This window comes from Bacillus sp. Marseille-Q1617, assembly GCF_903645295.1.
In the GTDB taxonomy this organism is placed as follows: Bacteria; Bacillota; Bacilli; order Bacillales; family Bacillaceae_B; genus Rossellomorea.
Window position 1 is genome coordinate 1 of record NZ_CAHJXM010000003.1, and the last position, 19,937, is coordinate 19,937.

The window sequence follows — 19,937 nt, forward strand, 5'->3', positions numbered from 1 at the left end:
ACCATGCCCCAAACCTGAGTCCAATCCCGCGCCCCAATCCCCCTAAACCGGAATAATACCCGTCCACCCCCGATATGTTATAATAAAGAAGCAAGTCATACATTACAGGAGGAATTCCTCGTGAGATATATTCTGCCGTTTTTAATTGTAGTTCCTGCTTTGGAAATCGGGATCCTTATACTTGCCGGACAAACCATCGGTGTGCTGCCGACCGTTTTGATGATCATTGCGACGGGGATTGCCGGTGCATATTTGGCGAAGAGACAAGGACTTGAAACCATCAGGAGGGCTCAGCAGGACATGCAATATGCACAGTTCCCTGGTGATGTAATCATCGACGGTCTATGCATTTTGGTCGGTGGAGTGCTGTTGTTGACCCCGGGATTCGTTACCGATGCAACCGGCTTTTTGCTGCTGCTTCCCCCGACACGAAAACTATTTAAACCATTTATTTATAAGTTATTTAAAAGATGGTTCAATAAAGGGAACCTCATTATTTATCGATAATTTGAAAAAGCACCGCCTCGGCCCATGGACCGAAGCAGTGCTTTTTTTATTCAAATCTGTTAATCAAAGCTGTCGATTTTCCACTTTTATTTAGTACCCATTATAAATTTCCAAGTATCTTCAAATACTCCTGCACGCCTTAGAGTCGAAAGGATGACAAGGACGACAGGTCCCACGATCAAGCCTAGGAATCCGATCAACTTGAACCCGACGAAGAGAGCGACCAGCGTAGCTAGGGGATCAAGTCCTATGCTGGAGGATAGCACCTTTGGTTCCATGATCTGGCGCTGAACGACGACTACTAAATATAACACGGAGAGCCCGATACCGAGTCCTGCATTACCGGTAATAAATTCATATGCGATCCATGGAACAAATACCGCTCCTGTTCCTAAGTAAGGGAGGATATCCACCAAGCCGCTTACAAGGGCAATGGTTATGGCATAGTCAACGCGCAGAATGATTAACCCGATCAATACGATTATGGCCGTGATTGAAATCAAGGTGAATTGGGCCCTTATAAAACCGAACAGTGCTTTTTTCAGGTCCATGAACACGGTTCTTCCGCTCGACATTGCTTTTCCTGGTACGATTCTTTCTGCTTTTGCGGACAATTTATACCAGTCTTTGCTGATGAAGAATGTTGCTAACGCTGCAAAGATGAGTACAGATGCAGCATTCGGTATCCACGAAATAAGCTGAGGAAGCCTCTGGAAGAAGTTTTGAAGAAAATCACCTGCCGATTGGGCGATTTTGCTGCCAGCTGTTTCAATGTTTTCCAGGATGGTACTCTGCTGTCCCGCATCGAGATTTTTGAAGAGTCCAGCAATCTGGTGATAAAAAGGAATCACTTGCCCTACAATGAAGTTCTCTGCATAGGTTACGAGAGTCCGGACGTGTTCAGGCAGCACTTCTGATAGATAGTTTGCTCCTGACACAATTTCAGCAATCAAAAGGGTGATCAGCCCGGCAAACATCCCCACAATCAGAAACAGCGAAACGACTACTGCCCATACCCTCGGCAGTCTGCCCTTCGTTTCAAGCCAATTAACGAAAGGATTGATCAGTAATGCGATTCCGACGGCAATGACGAAGGGATAAGCGAGTTTCCATATGTAATACAATGCGAATAAAGAAAGAAGGATGATGGCAATCACAATAAGAAAGCGAATGGTCCTATACACATATTCCAAGTTCAACTGAGTTCCCCCTGACCTGTCTATTACTACCTATTTTATAAGAGACTGGAAATGAAAGAAAGTTCTAATTTCAATAAAATTTGTTCTATTTGTAGCAGTAGTTTAGTAGGGGGGGTTACAAGTGGACGCCCAGTTTCAGCACCCAAAAGTCAGTCAGGTTTATTTTTCTAGTAAAATAATTTTAGATAAATTCGAGCGTTATCATTCACAAATGTCAGATAATTGTTTATAATAGAAAATGTAAGCGCATCCCAAGCTCTATTTCCCTGCTGGTTATTCATCGTACAGGGAATCATTTTTTGTGCAGGGATTGAGCAATCGCTCAACATACGAAACAGAATGATTAAATGCCCTCAACAGGTAATTTACTTGCTTCTATTAAACAAGCCCGCTACAAATTTTCGTGCAGGGTTTTAAGCTCATATGAAAATGGGTAAAAGGGAAATACATTCAAAGGAGAGATTATTATGACAGCGACTCGCGGACTAGAAGGAGTTGTAGCTACTACTTCATCCATCAGTTCAATCATTGATGACACTCTTACATATGTCGGTTATAACATTGATGATTTAACAAACAATGCTACATTTGAAGAGGTAATCTATTTACTATGGCATTTGAAATTACCTACTCAATCAGAACTTCAGGAGCTGACAGACCAATTGGCGGAAAACATGGCTCTTCCTCAGGAGGTCCTGGATCACTTCAAGATGTACAATATCAAGGAAGTGCATCCTATGGCTGCATTGCGTTCTGCCGTATCTTTACTTGGATTATATGATGAAGAGGCAGATGTGATGGAAGAGGAAGCAAACTACTTGAAAGCCGTTCGTCTGCAGGCGAAAATCCCTACGATCGTAACAAGTTTTGCGAGAATCCGTAACGGACAGGAGCCGATTGCACCTCGTAAGGACCTCGGTTTTGCTGCTAACTTCCTGTATATGCTGACAGGTAAAGATCCTGAGCCTATCGAAATCGAAGCCTTCAACAAGGCGCTTGTCCTTCACGCGGACCATGAATTAAACGCTTCCACGTTCACTGCACGTGTATGTGTGGCTACACTTTCAGACGTTTACTCTGGAGTAACAGCTGCAATCGGAGCACTGAAAGGACCGCTTCATGGTGGAGCAAACGAGCAGGTCATGAAGATGCTTACTGAAGTCGGATCTGTTGATAAAGCTGAATCCTATATTTTGGACAAGCTTGAAAAGAAAGAGAAAATCATGGGCTTCGGTCACCGTGTTTACCGTCAAGGGGACCCTCGTGCGAAGCATCTAAAAGAAATGTCCAAAAAGCTGACTGAGCTTAGAGGAGAAAGCAAATATTATGAAATGTCTGCGAAGATCGAGGAAGTCTTCACAGCAAATAAAGGGCTTCCGCCAAATGTTGATTTCTATTCAGCATCTGTGTATCACAGCCTGGGCATCGATCATGACCTATTCACACCGATCTTTGCTGTAAGCCGTGTATCCGGCTGGCTTGCCCATATCCTGGAGCAATATTCAAATAACCGCTTAATCCGCCCTCGTGCTGATTATATTGGACCTGGCAAACAGAAATACGTGCCGGTTGATCAAAGAGGTTAATATCAATATTTACAAATAGTAAAAATATTGGTGTAATAAATAAGAAGGGGAATGACTTTGGAATTATGGTCATCCCCTTTGATAATGAATGAAAATGGAGGTTACATAATGACACAAGGTGAAAAGATTACAAACCAAAACGGCCAGCTGAATGTTCCAAACAATCCAATCGTTCCTTTTATCGAAGGTGACGGTACAGGTCCCGATATCTGGGCTGCAGCTCAGCGCGTATTAGATGCATCTGTTGAAAAAGCATATAAAGGTGAGCGTAAAATCGAGTGGAAAGAAGTTTACGCAGGTGAAAAAGCTTACAATAAAACAGGTGAATGGCTTCCAAATGAAACACTTGAAGCAATCCGTGAATATTTCATCGCCATCAAAGGTCCACTTACGACTCCTGTAGGCGGCGGAATCCGTTCATTGAACGTTGCGCTTCGTCAAGAGCTTGACCTATTCACATGCCTGCGTCCTGTGCGTTACTTTGAAGGTGTTCCTTCTCCAGTAAAGCGCCCTGAGGATACTGACATGGTGATCTTCCGTGAAAATACAGAAGATATCTACGCTGGTATTGAATATGCGAGCGGTTCCGATGAAGTGAAGAAACTGATCAGTTTCCTTCAAGATGAAATGGGAGTTAACAAAATCCGCTTCCCAGAAACTTCAGGAATTGGTATTAAGCCTGTATCAGAAGAAGGTACTTCACGATTGGTTCGTGCGGCTATTAACTATGCCATCACTGAAGGACGTAAATCAGTGACGCTTGTACACAAAGGGAACATCATGAAATTCACTGAAGGTGCATTCAAGAACTGGGGTTACGAGCTTGCTGAGAAAGAATTCGGCGATAAAGTATTCACTTGGGCTCAATACGATAAGATCAAAGACGCTGAAGGCACTGAAGCAGCTAACAAAGCACAATCTGAAGCAGAAGCTGCAGGTAAGATCATCGTTAAAGATTCAATCGCTGATATCTTCTTACAACAGATTCTTACACGTCCGGCTGAGTTCGATGTCGTTGCTACAATGAACTTGAACGGAGACTACATTTCTGATGCGCTGGCTGCACAAGTAGGCGGAATTGGTATTGCACCAGGTGCGAACATCAACTATGAGTCAGGACATGCCATTTTCGAAGCAACTCACGGTACTGCTCCTAAATATGCAGGAATGGATAAGGTTAACCCTTCTTCAGTCATCCTTTCCGGAGTGCTTATGCTTGAGCACCTTGGATGGTCGGAAGCAGCTAATCTAATCACTAAATCAATGGAAAAAACAATCGCTTCTAAAGTCGTGACATATGACTTTGCCCGTCTGATGGATGGAGCTACTGAAGTGAAATGTTCAGAGTTCGGTACAGCATTGATCGAAAACATGGAATAATGTAAACATCAGAAGCATTCCTTCAATAGGGATGCTTCTGTCTTACGTAAAATACAATTGATGAACAGGAGGAACCATGAATGACAATTAAACGCAGAAAAGTTTCGGTGATCGGCGGAGGTTTTACAGGTGCAACGACTGCCCTTATGCTGGCGCAAAAAGAACTTGGTGATGTAGTGCTGGTTGATATTCCCCAAATGGAAGATCCAACAAAAGGCAAGGCTTTGGATATGCTTGAAGCAAGTCCGGTTCAGGGGTTTGATGCAAACATCACCGGCACGTCAAACTATGAAGACACGAAGGATTCTGATATTGTCGTGATTACAGCCGGTATCGCACGCAAGCCTGGAATGAGCCGTGACGACTTGGTTCAGACAAACCAAAAGGTCATGAAGTCTGTAACAGAGCAAATTGTCAAATATTCTCCAAACTGCTATATCATCGTACTGACTAATCCTGTTGATGCCATGACCTACACGGTCTTCAAAGCATCGGGATTCCCGAAAGAACGGGTCATCGGTCAATCCGGCGTCCTTGATACAGCCCGTTTCCGTACGTTCGTTGCACAGGAATTGAATCTGTCTGTCAAAGACATCACAGGTTTTGTACTTGGCGGACACGGAGATGACATGGTTCCATTAATCCGTTACTCCTACGCAGGAGGAATTCCTTTAGAAACCTTGATCCCGAAAGATCGTCTCGATGCAATCGTTGAACGTACCCGTAAAGGCGGAGGGGAGATTGTCGGACTGTTAGGCAATGGATCGGCATACTATGCACCAGCTGCTTCACTGGTCCAGATGGTCGAAGCGATTCTTAAAGATCAACGCCGCGTAATCCCGGCAATTGCTTACCTGGAAGGCGAATACGGCTTCGAGGGGATCTACCTTGGAGTTCCAACCATCCTGGGAGGCAACGGCCTCGAAAAAATCATCGAACTAGAACTGACAGAAGAAGAGCAGTCAGCACTCGCAAAATCAGCCGACTCCGTAAAGAATGTCATGTCATCATTGGCGTAGAGAATAATAAAAGCCAGTTCCATTCATTATTTGAGTGAACTGGCTTTTTTATGCTTTTTATGAAAAGAAGTTCAATATCAAAAAGATATGATTGAGTGAACCCAGCTGTTGATTGGAGTGCAAGACGAAGACTCCTGCGGGAGAAGCGCGTTAGGTGAGACCCCACAGGAGCGCAGCGACGAGGAGGCTCACCAACCGCCCGCGGAAAGCGAAGTCTTGCACGGAAATCAACAGCGGTATTAGAAGGCAAATAAATATTATCCCAATAACCGCGTAAAATCCCTTTGTATGGAAAGCCTATAAATGATATTATAGTAATATACAGATAATAAAGATTATTTCTATTATTTTAAAATGTATGCGTTTACATACGGAGGTGCACCTTATGCTATTAGGTAAAAAAAGAAAACTTGGTAGAAAAATTGAGGAAATGTCGATCGGAGAAAAATTAACATTAACAGAAAAAATTGAAGATAATGACCTGCTCCTGTATCTTGGCTTGACGAATGATGCCAATCCTTTATACATCCAGCATGACTATGCTTCACAGACCCCATTTAAAAAACCGATTGTTCCATCCATCATGCTTACAGGGATTATTACATCTGCCGTTTCAAAGTACTTGCCAGGACCTGGTTCACATATCATTGAACAGAACATCGACTTTCCAAAACCCGTTTATCATTATGCAACCATTCAGTTCCTCTTTGAAGTCACAGAAGTAGAACCGGTATCCCATACCGTCACAATCAGAGTGACAGCAGTAAATGAAGAAGATGAGAAAGTCATAAATGGATTAATCAAAGTATGTCCTCCTCACAAGCTTGAAAAAATGAACAGTCATGCACTGGAGAATTTTTAATACGGAAATGGCCGCTAAGCTATAAAATCCAATTGGATTTTATAGCTTTTTTTTTATATGCATATACTAAAACTATCTTTAAGGTATGGTCAGGGCATACAATTGTATTATAATGAAAATATAATTACATAATATCGTTGGATGATGGGGTTAATTTCTTTTGTATGGAGGCACTTTAAATGAGCAAAAAAATCCTGGTAGTAGAAGATGAACAATCGATCGCCACATTGTTAAAGTACAACTTGGAGCAATCAGGCTATTCGGTCATTACCGCACATGATGGTGAAGAGGGACGAGATATGGCTGTCGATCAGCTCCCAGACTTAATGATCTTGGATCTCATGCTCCCAAAAATGGATGGAATCGAAGTTTGTAAGGAATTAAGACAGAAAAAAGTGAATATTCCCATCCTCATGCTGACAGCAAAAGATGATGAATTTGATAAAGTCCTTGGCTTGGAGCTTGGGGCGGATGATTATATGACAAAGCCATTCAGCCCAAGGGAAGTGGTGGCGAGAGTAAAGGCGATTCTGCGGCGCAGTCAAACGATTAAGGATGCCGGGGACGTCGAAGAAGAACCTGCTGATTATAAAGAAGTAGGAGAATTAAAAGTATATCCTGAGCAATATGAAGCGTATTTCCAGGGTCAATTATTAGAATTGACCCCCAAAGAGTTTGAACTACTCCTTTATTTGACGAATAACAAAGGAAGAGTGCTGACCCGCGATCAGCTTCTTAGTGCCGTCTGGAATTATGATTTCGCAGGTGATACCAGAATCGTCGATGTCCATATCAGCCACTTGCGTGAAAAGATTGAATCCAATACAAAGAAACCCGTATATATTAAAACGATCCGAGGACTCGGTTATAAGCTGGAGGAGCCAAAGGGTCGATGACGAAGTTCAGAACAAAGCTTCTTTTTGCATTGATTACGCTAATCATTTTCGTCTTGATCGGTCTTGGCCTCGTATTGGGTCAGATTTTCAAGAACTTTTATTTGGACACCTTCAATTCAAGGATTCAAAAGGAATCCAGATTATTGGCAAGCTCAATAGAAGAGAACGGCAGCTTACGTGACATCAACCCTTCCATGATTGAAGAACTCAGCGATATACTGGATGTCCGGATTACCATCCTCAATGATTCCGGCAAAGTCATTCATGATACAGAATCGGCTGATTCACTGCTTGATGTCCATCAGAAGCGGATGATCAATGAAATCGGTGAGAACTGGGATGTAAAAGATAAAAATAAAAAACTTGTGTTATCCGGAAAGGAATACCGGTATTATTGGTATCCTCTCAGAAAACAAGACGATACAATTAACGGGCTTCTGATTATGAGTGCTGAAGTAGATGCATTGGAAAAAGGAACAGGACAGATTTGGTTTGTCCTGACGGTTTCCCTTGGCCTTGCGCTGATCCTCATCATCATACTCGGTTCAAGGATCACGGTGCGCTATACCAGACCCATCGAGTCTGCAACCAAAGTGGCAATTGAACTTGCTAAAGGGAATTTCAGGGCAAGGACCTATGAGGATCGATTGGATGAAACGAGCATGCTGAGTACATCGATTAATATATTGGCGCGTAATTTACAGGAGATGGTGACTTCACAAGAGATGCAGCAGGACCGGCTGACTACTTTGATTGAAAATATGGGAAGTGCAATGCTGCTCATCGATCAGCGCGGCTTTGTCGTTTTGACGAACCGGACATTCAGGGAGTTTTTTAATCTGAAAGAAAGTCAGTTGAAGAAAGTGCGCTATCATGAAGTCATACACTACCAGCAGGTCAATAAGCTCGTTGAAGAAATCTTCATGACGGAAGACCGCGTGAGAAGGCAGATTCTCCTTCCACATCGGATTGAAAGAAAGCATTATGAAGTGTATGGTGCGCCGATCATCGGTCAAAATGATGAATGGAAAGGGATTGTCGTGGTTTTCCATGACATCACCGAGCTGAAGAACCTTGAGCAAATGAGAAAAGATTTCGTAGCCAACGTATCCCATGAGTTGAAGACGCCCATCACTTCAATAAAGGGATTTTCGGAGACGCTGCTTGATGGTGCGATGAAGGACGAGGAGACGTTAAAGTCATTCCTTGAAATCATCCTGACAGAAAGTGATCGCCTCCAATCCCTGATACAAGATTTATTGGAACTATCGAAAATAGAAAAACATGGTTTTGAGCTTTCTTTGGAAAAACAAGAGGTTTCTGAGCTTGTTGGAGAGGTGCTCCCGATTCTGAAAGACAGGGCTGAGAAGAAGGGTATAACCATCCACACCCGGTTTGAATCTAATGGAGAAGCGGAGATTGATACCTATAGGCTGAAGCAGGTATTCATCAATCTGATTTCCAATGCCATTGTTTACACACCGAAGGGCGGGGATGTCACCATTGCCATTACGGAAGATAAAGAAAAGGTGCATGTCAGCATCAAGGACAATGGAATCGGGATCAGCGAAGAAGAACTGCCAAGGATCTTTGAACGTTTCTACCGGGTAGACAAAGCAAGAAGCCGCAACTCAGGAGGGACCGGACTGGGCCTTGCCATTGTTAAACATATAATTGAAGCTCATGAAGGAAAGATTGAAGTGGAGAGTGAAGTGAACAAGGGTACAACATTCACAGTCTGCCTTCATAAAAAATTTCCTGAACACTCCTTTGGTGAAAATAGTAGAAAATAATCCAGTCTCATCCTCATTTTTTACAATCTATTTACAAAAGGTTAAACCGGGCTTAATAATGTGTTGCTACTATAATAGATGAAACCCCTTCATCCAAGGAGTTAAGAAAAGGCGAGAACCAACCCCGTTCTCGTCTTTTCGCATTGGTTCCACTTTCTCTCCGCCAACCCTCTTTCTGTCATAAATTTGAAACCTTTCTGTATTCCAATCGTATATATTGTTAATCGACCAATAGTATAGAGATAGGTTGTTTTTAAAAGAAAGGGGAGGGAGTTTATGAGTCTGAAACGCATTTATATGATTACCGGAATGGTCATTGCCGCTCTCATATTAATTCTTGTATTAATCACATCCTGGTACACCGTTGATGAATCTGAGCAAGCGCTCGTGTTGACATTCGGTGAAGCGGGCGAACCGGTAGTGGAGCCCGGTCTGCATTTTAAAATGCCCTGGCCGATGCAGTCTGTAGAGGTGCTATCTAAAGAAACATTCAGTCTTCAGTTCGGCTATGAAGAAAAGGATGGGGAAATCAAGGAATTTCCGAAAGAAACGAAAATGATTACGGGTGATGAATATATCGTCCTTGCCGATCTTGTCGTCCAATGGAAGATCACGGATCCCGAAAGTTACCTGTACAACTCGGATGATCCCAAGGAAATCTTGTATGATGCAACTTCGGCTTCTTTAAGAAGTATTATCGGAAGTTCTCTGATTGATGATGCTTTGACTTCCGGTAAAGCAGAAATCGAAGCCAATGTAAGGGATTTATTAACGGACTTAATCGATAAGTATGATATCGGCATCTCCATACTGGCAGTCAAACTGCAGGATGTGGAGCTGCCGAATGAAGAGGTGCGAAGCGCTTTTACCGCTGTTACCGATGCACGGGAAACGATGAATACGAAGATCAATGAAGCCAAAAAGTACCGTAATCAGCGTACAAATGAAGCACAGGGTGAAAAAGACGCCATTATATCAAGAGCGAAAGGTGACAAAATTGCCCGCGTAGAGCAAGCACGCGGTGATGTGGCGGTCTTTGATAAGCTATATACGGAGTACAAAAGCAATCCTGAAATCACCCGGAAACGTTTGGTCCTCGAAACGCTTGAAAACGTCCTGCCTGATGCTGAAATTTATATCATGAAGGATAATGGGGACACACTTAAATATTTCCCTATCAGACAGCTTGAAAATCAAACGCCGGTGAAACAGGAAGGGAGTGAGGAATAATGTCTGATCAAAATGTCTTTGATATTCATTCAAAAAAGAAAGATCCGGTTGAATGGAAAAGATATAAGAAGCTGGGCATCTTCCTGGTCATCCTTCTCGCGGCTCTTCTTCTTCTTTTCACCAGTCTGTACATTGTGAAAGAAAGTGAATATAAGGTCGTAAGGCAATTTGGTGAGGTTGTGAGAATCGACAAAGAACCAGGTTTGAAGGTGAAAATCCCGTTCATTCAATCTGTCACCACGCTGCCAAAACATCAAATGACCTACGATGTAACCGAAGCGGAAATCAATACGAAGGACAAAAAGCGGATCTTGATTGATAATTTTGCTGTATGGCGCATAGAAGATCCTTTGAAAATGATCAAGAATGCAAGAACGGTGGTCAATGCTGAAACAAAGATGGAAGAGTTTATATATTCGGTTGTCCGCTCAGAGCTTGGCCGCTTGAAATATGATGAGATCATCGATGATGAAAAGTCCTCGCGGGGAAGCCTGAATGATCAAATCACGAAGCAAGTGAATGAACTGCTCTCAAAGGATGGATATGGAATCGTTGTAAAAGATGTCCGGATGAAGAGGACCGATCTGCCGGAAGCCAATGAAAACTCTGTTTATACCCGTATGATCTCAGAGCGTGAATCAAAATCCCAGGAATATCTATCGATGGGAGACGCAGAGAAACAGAGAATAACAGCCGATACCGACAGGGAAGTGAAAGAGCTCCTTGCCAAAGCTGGTGCCGATGCAAATGTCATCCGGGCCGAGGGAGAATCTGAAGCAGCCAAGATCTACAACAATTCCTTCTCGAAAGACCCGGGTTTCTATGACTTATTTAAAACGTTAGAAACCTATAAGAAGACGGTAGATGATAAGACCGTGATCATTTTACCATCAGATTCACCGTATGCCAGATTGCTGATGGGCTATACGGAATGACAAGTGAGCCCTTCCGGCAAGGAGAACCCTCCCCGGAAGGGCTTAATTTTTTCTCTCGTTTCCCTCTTTTTCCTTTCTTCCTTCGACATGATAGAATAAAAGAGGATGACATAGAAAATATTCGGCCAATCTCAGGCCGGCATAAATAAAACGTTAATGTTTACTCAACCCTTTTTACAGGAGGTTCATTTATGACGAAGAAGTTAGTTTTGATTGACGGAAACAGCATTGCTTACCGGGCATTTTTTGCCCTGCCATTACTGAATAATGATAAAGGTGTACATACAAATGCAGTGTACGGGTTCACAACGATGCTGCAAAAGGTCCTGGAAGATGAAAAGCCCACCCACATTATGGTTGCCTTCGATGCAGGGAAAACCACTTTCAGACATAAGACATTCAAAGAATATAAGGGAGGAAGACAGAAAACTCCCCCTGAGCTGTCAGAGCAATTCCCATATATCAGGGAACTCCTTGATGCTTACGGCATCAAACGCTACGAAAAGGAAAATTATGAGGCTGATGACATCATCGGGACGCTTTCCCTTCAAGCTGAATCAGACGGCTATGAAGTAAAGATCTTCTCAGGTGATAAAGACCTCACGCAGCTCAGTACGAATAAGACGACGGTATGCATCACGAGAAAAGGAATCACCGACCTTGAAATCTATACTCCTGACCATATCAAGGAAAAGTGGGAGATTTCACCGGATCAGATCATTGATATGAAAGGATTGATGGGGGACAGCTCCGATAATATTCCCGGCGTTCCCGGCGTCGGTGAAAAAACAGCGATCAAACTCCTGAAGGAATTCGGTTCGGTTGAAAACCTGCTTGAATCCATCGACAAGGTAAGCGGGAAAAAGTTGAAAGAAAAGCTCGAGGAAAATAAAGAATCAGCCGTCATGAGCAAGGAACTGGCCACCATTCTCAGGGAAGCACCTATTGAAATCAAAGTGGACGAGCTCGACTATGCCGGCATGGATACAGCCAAGCTGAAAGAAGTGTTCAAAGACTTAGGGTTCAATTCACTGCTTGAAAAAATGGGGGATTCACCTCAGGAAGAAGCAAAGGATCTGGATGCGATTTCCTATGAAACACTTCAGAAAGTGGAAGAAAAACACCTGGCAAAAGAAAGTTCATTATATATCGAGATGCTCGAGGACAATTACCATCTCGGTACCATCATTGGAATGAGTCTTCATAACGATAAAGGTACTTTCTACTTTTCACTGGATACAGCACTTGATTCGGAAGACTTTAAAAAATGGGCGGAAAGCGATGAGAATATCAAATATGTGTACGATTCGAAACAGACTGTCGTTTCTTTAAAAAGATTCGGGATTGACGTGAAAGGAATCGAATTCGATTTATTATTGACCTCCTATATCCTGAATCCATCCTCTTCAGGCGACGATTTTGCAGCAATCGCGAAAGCACACGGACTTCCAGCAGTGGATACTGATGAAGCAGTATACGGTAAAGGGGCTAAACAAAAAGTGCCTTCAGAAGATATCCTTTCCGAGCACCTGGCAAGAAAAGCGGCTGCCCTTTACGAACTGAAATCCGTATGTACAAATGAGCTCGAGGAAAATGGACAATTCGAACTGATTACGGAACTTGAGCTTCCTTTGGCTCTGATCCTTGCTGAAATGGAGCATACAGGAGTAAAAGTGGACAAACAGCGCTTAACCGATATGAAAGAAGAACTTGGAAACCGGATTGAAGAGCTGGAGAAGAAGATTCATGAGTTGGCCGGTGAAAGTTTTAATATCAACTCACCGAAGCAACTTGGCGTCATCCTCTTTGAGAATCTGGGACTGCCAGTAGTCAAGAAAACGAAGACAGGATATTCAACATCCGCGGATGTACTTGAAAAGCTCCAATCAAAGCATGAAATCATTGACTATATTCTTCACTACCGTCAATTAGGAAAGCTTCAATCCACATACCTTGAAGGGCTCTTGAAGGTAGTGCATGAAGACTCAAGCAAGATTCATACACGTTTCAATCAGGCATTGACACAAACAGGGAGACTAAGTTCGATCGATCCGAACCTTCAAAATATCCCGATCAGGCTTGAGGAAGGAAGGAAGATCCGTCAGGCCTTCATCCCATCCGAAAAAGGCTGGGTGATGTTCGCGGCAGACTATTCTCAAATCGAGCTCAGGGTGCTTGCTCATATCGCAGGAGATGAGAAACTCGTCGAAGCGTTCCGGAATGACATGGATATCCATACGAAAACAGCGATGGATGTGTTCAGTGTTTCAAAGGATGAAGTGACATCCAATATGAGGCGTCATGCGAAAGCGGTCAATTTCGGCATTGTATATGGTATCAGTGACTACGGACTTTCACAGAGTCTTGACATCACACGTAAGGAAGCCGGAGAATTCATCAAGAAATATTTAGAAAGTTTCCCTGGAGTAAAAGAGTATATGGATGATATTGTTCAGGAGGCAAAGCAGAAGGGGTATGTTACGACTCTGCTGAACCGCCGCCGCTATCTGCCTGAAATCACGAGCAGAAACTTTAATCTGCGAAGTTTTGCAGAGCGGACAGCCATGAATACACCGATTCAGGGCAGCGCAGCTGACATCATCAAAAAGGCGATGATTGATATGGCAGCCCGTCTGAAGGAAGAAAACCTTCAATCACGTCTTTTATTGCAAGTGCATGATGAACTGATTTTTGAAGCTCCGGAAGATGAAATTGCAACATTGAAAAAAATTGTACCGGAAGTGATGGAAAATGCGATGGAACTCGAGGTCCCTCTCAAAGTCGATTATTCGTATGGCCCTACCTGGTACGATGCCAAATAACCAAGTCTTAGGAGGTGCCCGATATGCCTGAGCTTCCTGAAGTTGAAACCGTCAGAAAAACATTGGAGATGCTTGTCAACGGAAAAAAGATAAAGGAAGTGTCTGTTTTCTGGCCAAAAATGATCAAACATCCAGAAGCTTCCGAAGAATTCATACATGCTCTCACGGGACAAGAAATACTTGAAATGAGGAGAAGAGGGAAATTTTTGATTTTCGATATGAACGAAGTGGCACTCGTATCCCACCTGAGAATGGAAGGCAAATATGGCCTGTATGATGAGCGTGATCCAATAGAAAAACATACCCATGTCATTTTTCATTTTACCGATGGCACAGAGCTCAGATACCGGGATGTCCGTAAATTCGGAACGATGCATCTTTTTAAAAAAGGAGAAGAACTCCTGCACCGGCCCCTGCTCCAATTGGGGGCTGAACCTTTTGATAAGGAATTTACCGCTCAATACCTCCAGCAGAAACTAAAGAAAACGGAGCGGATTGTAAAAGCTGCCCTGCTGGACCAGTCGGTATTGGTGGGCCTAGGGAATATTTACGTGGATGAGGCATTGTTCCGTGCGGGGATTCATCCCGATCGAAAAGCAAAATCGCTTAAGAAAAAAGAAGTGACTGAGTTACACCGCTGCATCATAGAGACGCTCAAGGAAGCTGTCGAGATGGGCGGCAGCACGATCAGGTCGTATGTGAATTCACAGGGACAAATGGGGATGTTTCAGCAAAACTTGTTTGTATACAGCCGAAAAGACGAGGAATGCAGAGTTTGCGGCACTCCCATTGAAAAGAAAGTGTCAGCGGGCAGAGGGACACACTATTGTCCCCGCTGCCAGCAAGCTAAATAAGCCTAAAGACATTTAACATCTGATAAGCCCTTGCCATATAGTATTGTAATGATTTTTGGGAGGGCTTTTAGATGACTGAAACATTCTCCTTGTTACTGCTTGCATTTGCTGTAAGTCTTGATAGCTTTAGCACCGGTTTAACGTACGGATTACGAAAAGTGAAAATTCCTTTAAAATCAATCAGTATCATCTCCATCTGTTCGGCAAGTTCCCTTCTGGCGGCCATGATGGTGGGCAGGGCCATTCAATCATTCATTACCCCGGTTTGGGCCGGCAGAATAGGCGGGCTCATCCTTGTCGCGATTGGAGTAGCTGTCCTGTATCAGTTTTTCAGACCGCAAAAAGATTTTGAACATCACCCTTCGGAAGAGAAAACACTGATCAATTTTGAAATCAAGTCCATCGGATTGGTCATTCAAATTCTGAGAAGGCCATTGACAGCGGACTTTGACCGTTCAGGGACGATTACCGGAATCGAAGCATTCATGCTCGGGATCGCACTCTCACTGGATGCATTCGGAGCTGGAATCGGAGCGGCTCTATTGGATTTCTCCCCTCTTGTATTAGCCGTGGCGATTCTTTGCATGAGCTTTATTTTCTTATCTTCAGGCTTGAGAATGGGGCAGTTCTTTTCCCATATAAAGTGGGTCCAACGGGTCTCTTTCCTGCCGGGTGTTTTATTGATACTTATAGGGATTTTACGTTTTTAAGAGAATAGGAAGTGTAGCAATCATGGCAATCATTATAGGTTTAACAGGCGGGATCGCGAGCGGCAAGAGTACCGTATCAAGTATGCTCAAAGAAAACGGGTACACAGTGATCGATGCCGACCTTGCCGCCCGCAAGGTGGTCGAGGTCGGGCAGCCGGCGTACCTCGCGATCATCGAAGAATTCGGGAAAAGCATTCTTCACAAAGAAGACGAAACAATCGACCGTGCAACACTTGGCGATATCGTCTTTCATAATGAAGAAATGAGAAGAAAACTGAATGGAATCGTCCATCCAGCAGTACGCGGCATGATGCTCTCAGAAAAGGATCAGGCCATCGAGTCAGGAAAACATACCATCATCATGGATATTCCACTTCTATATGAAAGTGACCTGACATGGATGGTGGATCGAACGATCGTCGTATATGTAAATGAAGAAACCCAATTATCGAGGCTGATGAAACGAAACCAATTCACCGAACAAGAAGCATCATCCCGAATCGCTTCCCAATTCCCGCTCAAAGACAAAGTAGGTCTCGCCGACGCCGTCATAGACAACAACGGAACAATAGAAGAAACCGAAAGGCAGCTCGAGAAGGTTATAAATGATTGGGATTTGAGACCATAATACTTAACGTTAAACCGATGGGTTAATCCTGTCGGTTTTTGTTTTGTATTTTGTTTTTCAAATAAAGTTTCTTATCATTGTAACTAGTTCCAGCTGTTGATTGGATTGGGAGACGAAGACTCCTATCAGAAAATCGAAAGGGCTTTGAAGAGAGGCGTGCTGCATAAGACGGATCGGCCTGAAAGGCGCTCTTTGCCTTCTTGGTCGGTTTGGCTTATGACATGTGCCTCTAAGCCCTGCAGCTGGACAGTTCCTTTCCTGGGAATAAGGAAAGGAGGCCCCACGCTCGCCCGCGGAAAGCGAAGTCTTCCACGGAAATCAACAGCGGTATTGAAGTGGTATTTATTATCGTAAACGTCATTTTTCAATAGAAAACGGAATATATATTTGTCAGAATAATAAAACATTTAAAATCCGCAAATTACTTATTAACTATTTCTCTAAATATGTTATACTATTTTTAGTTAATAAACATATAAGTATAACATTAATATAGAGGGGAGCCGGATTTATGAAGGCGAAAATTGCGATTAACGGTTTTGGACGTATTGGAAGAATGGTTTTCAGAAAAGCGATTTTGGAAGAAAACTTAGAGGTTGTAGCGATTAACGCAAGTTACCCGGCTGCAACACTGGCTCATTTGATTAAGTATGACACAAATCATGGCACGTTCGATGCAGAAGTACTGACAGAAGACGATGCCATCATCGTAAATGGAAAGAAAGTTCAACTATTAAGTAATCGTGATCCAAAGGCATTACCGTGGAATGAACTGGGCATCGATATTGTCATCGAAGCAACCGGGAAATTCAATTCCAAGGATAAAGCAAGTCTTCACCTGGAAGCCGGCGCTAAAAAAGTGATCCTTACAGCTCCAGGAAAAGATGAAGATGTTACGATTGTCATGGGAGTAAATGAAAGCGCATTAAATATTGAAGAGCATTCAATCATTTCCAATGCATCGTGTACCACTAACTGCCTGGCTCCGGTAGCAAAGGTACTGGATGAGCAATTTGGAATTGAAAATGGATTGATGACAACCGTTCACGCATATACAAATGATCAGAAAAATATCGATAATCCACATAAAGATCTGCGTAGAGCAAGAGCTTGCGGACAATCAATCATTCCTACTACCACAGGAGCTGCAAAAGCATTATCGCTCGTGCTTCCTCAATTACAAGGAAAGCTGCACGGGATGGCTCTCCGTGTCCCTACTCCGAATGTGTCACTTGTTGACCTTGTAGTGGATGTGAAAAGAGATGTGACAGCAGAAGAAATCAACGAAGCATTTATCACAGCATCACTAGGTTCCCTGCAAGGAATCTTGGAATACACGACTGAACCATTAGTATCCATTGACTTCAATACTAACCCGCACTCTGCCATCATTGACGGATTATCGACGATGGTGATGGGCGACCGCAAAGTGAAGGTTCTTGCATGGTACGACAACGAGTGGGGCTATTCCTGCCGCGTCGTAGACCTCGCTAAATATGTGGCATCAAAAATGGATGTCAAAACTGAAGTGAATGTTTGAAAGAACCAAGAAAAACAATAAGTAAAATCACTCGAACGTCCTCCCGGGGGCGTTCTTTTCTTTTGATTAGCTATTTCCATTTATGTTTTGAAATGACCAAAATATTTAGAGTTAGCATTTATAAAAGGTTAATGGATTTAGGTGGTTCCAGCGGTTGATTGGAGTGCAAGACGAAGACTCCTGCGGGACAAGCGAGACAGGTGAGACCCCGCAGGAGCGCAGCGACGAGGAGGCTCACCGGCCGCCAGCGGAAAGCGAAGTCTTGCACGGAAATCAAAAGCGGCGGAAAAGGTTCCAAAAAAGTTTTAATAAATTTATTGCAAAAGAATATTAAACAAAGTATACTATTTTTCGTGAACTTCTTAATGGCAGATGAATACTGATTTAGCTACTTAAAGGGTTAGGACCTCTTCGGACTAACTTTCCCCCGTGGTAGTTAAGATTTTGCTGAGGGATTCGTTCATTTTGACGAAAAAAACTATGTCAAAGGGGGAAACGATCAATGGAAACAATGGGTCGTCATGTAATCGCAGAACTATGGGGCTGTGATTTCGAAAAGCTAAACGATGTTGTAGGAATCGAAAAAACGTTTGTAGATGCTGCACTTAAATCAGGTGCTGAAATCCGTGAGGTAGCCTTTCATAAATTTGCTCCTCAAGGTGTGAGCGGTGTTGTGATCATTTCTGAATCACACTTAACCATCCACAGCTTTCCTGAACATGGTTATGCAAGTATTGATGTTTATACGTGCGGTGATTTAGACCCTAATATTGCTGCTGAATATATTGCAGAAGCTCTTGGCGCAGATACTCGTGAAACAATCGAGCTGCCTCGGGGAATGGGTCCTGTTCAAGTGAAAAAATCACAGGCTCAAGCACTTTAATAGCGATAACGTAAAGAGATGCATGATGGTGCATCTCTTTTTTGATGTATTCACACACATCCTTCAAAACCCTCAAAGCACCCCGCCTTTCACATCACCAATTTCCATCTCACCATTTTTCGTGTAAAATAAGGATAAATAAAGGGAGGCAGTTAAATGAGTGGATTGAAAACCCTGTTAAAAAGATTCCAATCAGAATGTGAAACATCCGATCAGCATGAAGATCCGGAATTACGTTCACACTATTATAAATCAATGCATGGCGCTGCATATAATGCTGTTCTTGACTTATTTTCTTCTTCAGAGTACGAGGTCATTTCAGAATCAAAAGAACGAGGAGAAATCACGGTCCGTAAAAACGGGACTCCGCGTCTTTTTATCGTCGCAACCGTCATCACTGTCCGGCCCCTTGAAACAGCAGTCGACTTCAAGGTGAGTGCGGATAAGGGAAAGATTTTTGGTACATATACGGTATTGAAAGCCCAAATCAGACATTATTACGGAAGACTGAACAGTCATTTGACAAAGGTAAAATAACGGTAATACCGTCATTTGCTTGTTTAAATGGCAGCTTTTTAATAAGATAAAAGTAATAGTTTGTTAAAACGGAGCTGATATTATGAAATGCCCGTCATGCCAGCATAATGGGACCCGTGTTGTCGATTCCCGTCCCGCTGACGAAGGACGCTCGATCAGAAGACGAAGAGAATGCGAAGACTGTAATTTCCGGTTTACGACATTTGAAAAAGTGGAAGAGCTTCCGTTGATTGTCGTAAAAAAAGAAGGCGTTCGCGAGGAGTTCAGCCGCGAAAAGATTCTCAGGGGATTAATCAAGGCTTGTGAAAAGAGGCCTGTACCTCTGGAGAGCTTGGAGAAAATCTCGATGAATATTGAGAAGGAGCTCAGAAACCAGGGAACGTCCGAAGTGGAATCTGTCAAAATCGGCGAAATGGTGATGGATGAGCTTGCAAAAGTCGATGAAGTGGCGTATGTGCGTTTTGCATCTGTTTATCGACAATTCAAGGACATCAACGTATTTATAGATGAATTAAAAGAGTTAATAAAAAAAGAGTAAAGTGGTGAGCTGAAGAGT

At 43.1% G+C, this 19,937-nt stretch carries 18 protein-coding genes; 17 read left to right on the forward strand and 1 reads right to left on the reverse strand.

Annotated elements, in window-relative coordinates; translation table 11 throughout:
* Nucleotides 1-120: 120 nt before the first annotated feature.
* On the forward strand, nt 121-507 hold the full coding sequence (locus HWX64_RS17260; protein WP_175990790.1) for an FxsA family protein: 387 nt from the start codon (nt 121-123) through the stop codon (nt 505-507).
* An 86-nt stretch (nt 508-593) separates the two neighbouring features.
* Here the strand turns inward: HWX64_RS17260 and ytvI are convergent, their stop codons facing one another.
* Entirely contained in the window at nt 594-1,706 is a 1,113-nt protein-coding gene (gene ytvI, locus HWX64_RS17265) for a sporulation integral membrane protein YtvI (RefSeq protein ID WP_175990791.1), read from the reverse strand.
* Between the two features lie 467 nt (nt 1,707-2,173).
* Between ytvI and citZ the strand changes: the two genes are divergently transcribed.
* The 16 genes from citZ (at nt 2,174) to nrdR (ending at nt 19,919) form a co-directional block, all read left to right on the forward strand.
* On the forward strand, nt 2,174-3,292 hold the full coding sequence (citZ, locus tag HWX64_RS17270; protein WP_175990792.1) for a citrate synthase: 1,119 nt from the start codon (nt 2,174-2,176) through the stop codon (nt 3,290-3,292).
* Between the two features lie 108 nt (nt 3,293-3,400).
* A complete protein-coding gene (gene icd / locus HWX64_RS17275) occupies nt 3,401-4,672 on the forward strand; it encodes an NADP-dependent isocitrate dehydrogenase (protein ID WP_175990793.1) in 1,272 nt (423 codons plus the stop codon).
* 80 nt (nt 4,673-4,752) lie between these two features.
* The gene (gene mdh, locus HWX64_RS17280) at nt 4,753-5,691 is read left to right on the forward strand and encodes a malate dehydrogenase (RefSeq protein WP_175990794.1); all 939 of its coding nucleotides are present in this window, start codon (nt 4,753-4,755) and stop codon (nt 5,689-5,691) included.
* A gap of 385 nt (nt 5,692-6,076) precedes the next feature.
* Entirely contained in the window at nt 6,077-6,553 is a 477-nt protein-coding gene (locus tag HWX64_RS17285) for a MaoC/PaaZ C-terminal domain-containing protein (protein WP_175990795.1), read from the forward strand.
* Nucleotides 6,554-6,732: 179 nt separating this feature from the next.
* On the forward strand, nt 6,733-7,449 hold the full coding sequence (locus HWX64_RS17290) for a response regulator transcription factor (protein ID WP_175990796.1): 717 nt from the start codon (nt 6,733-6,735) through the stop codon (nt 7,447-7,449).
* Nucleotides 7,446-9,242: a two-component system histidine kinase PnpS gene (pnpS, locus tag HWX64_RS17295; RefSeq protein WP_175990797.1), complete on the forward strand. Its 1,797-nt coding sequence runs from the start codon at nt 7,446-7,448 to the stop codon at nt 9,240-9,242. Before HWX64_RS17290 ends, pnpS begins: the two co-directional genes overlap by 4 nt.
* Before the next feature lie 276 nt (nt 9,243-9,518).
* On the forward strand, nt 9,519-10,472 hold the full coding sequence (gene hflK / locus HWX64_RS17300; protein WP_175990798.1) for an FtsH protease activity modulator HflK: 954 nt from the start codon (nt 9,519-9,521) through the stop codon (nt 10,470-10,472).
* Nucleotides 10,472-11,407, forward strand: a complete 936-nt coding sequence (hflC, locus tag HWX64_RS17305) for a protease modulator HflC (protein WP_175990799.1) — start codon at nt 10,472-10,474, stop codon at nt 11,405-11,407. Before hflK ends, hflC begins: the two co-directional genes overlap by 1 nt.
* Nucleotides 11,408-11,598: 191 nt before the next feature.
* Nucleotides 11,599-14,229, forward strand: a complete 2,631-nt coding sequence (polA, locus tag HWX64_RS17310) for a DNA polymerase I (RefSeq protein WP_175990800.1) — start codon at nt 11,599-11,601, stop codon at nt 14,227-14,229.
* A 23-nt stretch (nt 14,230-14,252) separates the two neighbouring features.
* Complete coding sequence (gene mutM, locus HWX64_RS17315; RefSeq protein WP_175990801.1) at nt 14,253-15,083, forward strand: DNA-formamidopyrimidine glycosylase; 831 nt, start codon at nt 14,253-14,255, stop codon at nt 15,081-15,083.
* A 71-nt stretch (nt 15,084-15,154) separates the two neighbouring features.
* On the forward strand, nt 15,155-15,793 hold the full coding sequence (gene ytaF / locus HWX64_RS17320; protein WP_175990802.1) for a sporulation membrane protein YtaF: 639 nt from the start codon (nt 15,155-15,157) through the stop codon (nt 15,791-15,793).
* 22 nt (nt 15,794-15,815) lie between these two features.
* The gene (gene coaE / locus HWX64_RS17325; RefSeq protein ID WP_175990803.1) at nt 15,816-16,421 is read left to right on the forward strand and encodes a dephospho-CoA kinase; all 606 of its coding nucleotides are present in this window, start codon (nt 15,816-15,818) and stop codon (nt 16,419-16,421) included.
* Nucleotides 16,422-16,932: 511 nt separating this feature from the next.
* Nucleotides 16,933-17,961: a glyceraldehyde-3-phosphate dehydrogenase gene (locus tag HWX64_RS17330; protein WP_175990804.1), complete on the forward strand. Its 1,029-nt coding sequence runs from the start codon at nt 16,933-16,935 to the stop codon at nt 17,959-17,961.
* Nucleotides 17,962-18,463: 502 nt separating this feature from the next.
* Nucleotides 18,464-18,844: an adenosylmethionine decarboxylase gene (speD, locus tag HWX64_RS17335; RefSeq protein ID WP_175990805.1), complete on the forward strand. Its 381-nt coding sequence runs from the start codon at nt 18,464-18,466 to the stop codon at nt 18,842-18,844.
* Between the two features lie 156 nt (nt 18,845-19,000).
* The gene (locus tag HWX64_RS17340; protein ID WP_175990806.1) at nt 19,001-19,381 is read left to right on the forward strand and encodes a cytosolic protein; all 381 of its coding nucleotides are present in this window, start codon (nt 19,001-19,003) and stop codon (nt 19,379-19,381) included.
* A gap of 82 nt (nt 19,382-19,463) precedes the next feature.
* Entirely contained in the window at nt 19,464-19,919 is a 456-nt protein-coding gene (gene nrdR / locus HWX64_RS17345; RefSeq protein WP_175990807.1) for a transcriptional regulator NrdR, read from the forward strand.
* Nucleotides 19,920-19,937 lie beyond the last annotated feature (18 nt).

Excerpts from the sequence above, each read along its gene's own strand:
- hflC (WP_175990799.1), top strand. The coding sequence starts at position 10,472 with ATGTCTGATCAAAATGTCTTTGATATTCATTCAAAAAAGAAAGATCCG.
- HWX64_RS17330 (WP_175990804.1), top strand. The coding sequence starts at position 16,933 with ATGAAGGCGAAAATTGCGATTAACGGTTTTGGACGTATTGGAAGAATG.
- speD (WP_175990805.1), top strand. The coding sequence starts at position 18,464 with ATGGAAACAATGGGTCGTCATGTAATCGCAGAACTATGGGGCTGTGAT.
- mdh (WP_175990794.1), top strand. The coding sequence starts at position 4,753 with ATGACAATTAAACGCAGAAAAGTTTCGGTGATCGGCGGAGGTTTTACA.
- hflK (WP_175990798.1), top strand. The coding sequence starts at position 9,519 with ATGAGTCTGAAACGCATTTATATGATTACCGGAATGGTCATTGCCGCT.
- ytaF (WP_175990802.1), top strand. The coding sequence starts at position 15,155 with ATGACTGAAACATTCTCCTTGTTACTGCTTGCATTTGCTGTAAGTCTT.
- mutM (WP_175990801.1), top strand. The coding sequence starts at position 14,253 with ATGCCTGAGCTTCCTGAAGTTGAAACCGTCAGAAAAACATTGGAGATG.
- polA (WP_175990800.1), top strand. The coding sequence starts at position 11,599 with ATGACGAAGAAGTTAGTTTTGATTGACGGAAACAGCATTGCTTACCGG.
- coaE (WP_175990803.1), top strand. The coding sequence starts at position 15,816 with ATGGCAATCATTATAGGTTTAACAGGCGGGATCGCGAGCGGCAAGAGT.
- HWX64_RS17285 (WP_175990795.1), top strand. The coding sequence starts at position 6,077 with ATGCTATTAGGTAAAAAAAGAAAACTTGGTAGAAAAATTGAGGAAATG.
- HWX64_RS17290 (WP_175990796.1), top strand. The coding sequence starts at position 6,733 with ATGAGCAAAAAAATCCTGGTAGTAGAAGATGAACAATCGATCGCCACA.
- nrdR (WP_175990807.1), top strand. The coding sequence starts at position 19,464 with ATGAAATGCCCGTCATGCCAGCATAATGGGACCCGTGTTGTCGATTCC.
- citZ (WP_175990792.1), top strand. The coding sequence starts at position 2,174 with ATGACAGCGACTCGCGGACTAGAAGGAGTTGTAGCTACTACTTCATCC.
- icd (WP_175990793.1), top strand. The coding sequence starts at position 3,401 with ATGACACAAGGTGAAAAGATTACAAACCAAAACGGCCAGCTGAATGTT.
- HWX64_RS17340 (WP_175990806.1), top strand. The coding sequence starts at position 19,001 with ATGAGTGGATTGAAAACCCTGTTAAAAAGATTCCAATCAGAATGTGAA.
- pnpS (WP_175990797.1), top strand. The coding sequence starts at position 7,446 with ATGACGAAGTTCAGAACAAAGCTTCTTTTTGCATTGATTACGCTAATC.